General features: G+C 41.2%; 1 protein-coding gene. It reads right to left on the bottom strand.

Features of this window, described 5'->3' with window-relative positions:
- Positions 1-188: 188 nt before the first annotated feature.
- Positions 189-1,631: an IS1182 family transposase gene (locus IE163_RS17615; RefSeq protein ID WP_189434468.1), complete on the bottom strand. Its 1,443-nt coding sequence runs from the start codon at positions 1,629-1,631 to the stop codon at positions 189-191.
- Between the last annotated feature and the right edge of the window lie 150 nt (positions 1,632-1,781).

The raw sequence follows: 1,781 nt of genomic DNA, 5'->3' as shown, positions 1-1,781 counted from the left end.
TGAGCGCAGGCTGTGTAAAAACTCAATATTTCCTGACTTTTGATCAGGTCAATCCCGAGCATCGGTAAAATTCTGCTGTATCAAGCTAACTAAGAGCAATTTTGACTTTTAACGTGTTTGATTTGAGGGAATCGACATAATTAAGTGGTTTTTGTAACTGGCTAGACGTTAAACGCAATACAACCTGTCTATTGATAAAGCTCCTTGAACTTCATTTGTAACCCCGCAACACCCCAAATCGATATCATCCGTTTCAGGTTGTATGCCAAGATGTGTAAGCTGATTTCTGTACTGACATTTGTAAATCGCCGCATTAGGAAATGAGTTGCACCCATCCACATTTTTATTGTCCCAAACGGATGCTCTACGGTTTGCTTTCGTATCGTAGCTGTTTGTGGTGCAGCATCTAACTTAGCCTGCATGTTTTCCATTTCAGATTCATGCACCCAACGCCTGATCCGCCTAGCTGCACTTTTTGACGTTGTGCATTTGGCGCGCTGGCTGCAATCCCGACAAGCAATACAATTAAAGTACATTTGCAATTCTAAGCCATCTTCAACGGTGGTAAACCGATTCTGAAGCTCGTTACCCGCAGGGCAAATGTAGATGTCTTTTTCCTGGTTATATTTAAACAGTGCGAGGTTATAAAGCCCTTTGCGGTCAGCTCCAGAGGTGTCACCTTTCGGCACTAGTGCTACTGCACCTGAATCTAGGATCTCTTTTATATCACCGCGGCTGTAATAACCTTTATCTGCAAGGACCGTTATCTCTTTTTGGTCAACGGCTTCCTGTACCAATTTAGTTACCGAACTCAGTTGGCCTCGATCTGTTGTGTTGGTGACTTTGTGCGCAACGATTAGGTGATTCTTGGTATCTACAGCCGTTTGCACGTTGTAGCAGACTTGCCTGTTCATGTTATTTGTTTTCATCAATCGAGAATCAGGATCGGTTAATGACAGTTGCTTATCTGGCTGCTGTTCAACAATTTTTTGAATACCCTTAAGTTCTTCTAGCCGTTTTCTTAACCACGCTAATTTTGTAGCATTTAATTCTGAACTGGCATCATTCTCTGAGTTTTTGTCACTCTCATCGAGTTTGCTCAGGTACTTATTAATACTTTGTTCAACCCGTTCAATATGATCTTTTGCTTTCTGTGGCGTAAAGTTATTAGGCTTGCTGTTTACCGCTTTGAATTTGCTTCCGTCGATAGCGACTATGACGTCAGTAAACATCTGCATCTGGCGACACACATCAATAAATGCCTTACACGCATTCTTAATGCCTTTGCCATTGGTTTTTCTAAAATCAGCGATGGTTTTAAAATCGGGTGTCAATCTTTCAAGTAACCACATCAGCTCAACGTTGCGATGTGTTTCTTTTTCTAGCCTACGAGAAGATTGGATGCGGTTAAGGTAACCATAAATATAAAGCTTTAATAAGGTTGCTGGGTGATAGCCTGGTCGCCCAGTTTGTTTGGCTGCAACTCTCTCAAAGCCAAGTGAGTCAAGCTGCAATCCATCTACAAATATATCAATTACTCTGACAGGATTATCTTCTGTAACAAAGTCATCCAGCGCTTCAGGTAGTAATGTTATTTGATGCCGGCCCTGACCTTTAATATGATGAGACATAAGTGCACACGTTTATAAATTTACCTATTAGTAATTTTAGTCAAACGGTTGCTGCAAGGATTGTTTTATCAAGAACGATTGATCATAAAAATCTTGTGCTTAGACCAAAAGGTGATCAGCAGTTTTCACACAGCCTGAGCGAAAAGCAGA

Source organism: Alishewanella longhuensis (assembly GCF_014653435.1).
Taxonomy (GTDB): Bacteria; Pseudomonadota; Gammaproteobacteria; order Enterobacterales; family Alteromonadaceae; genus Alishewanella; species Alishewanella longhuensis.
Note: the sequence above shows the minus strand (reverse complement) of the source record. Positions and strands in the feature narration are given on the sequence as shown.

Coding starts and splice junctions, on each gene's coding strand:
- IE163_RS17615 (WP_189434468.1), bottom strand. CDS start 1,631: ATGTCTCATCATATTAAAGGTCAGGGCCGGCATCAAATAACATTACTA.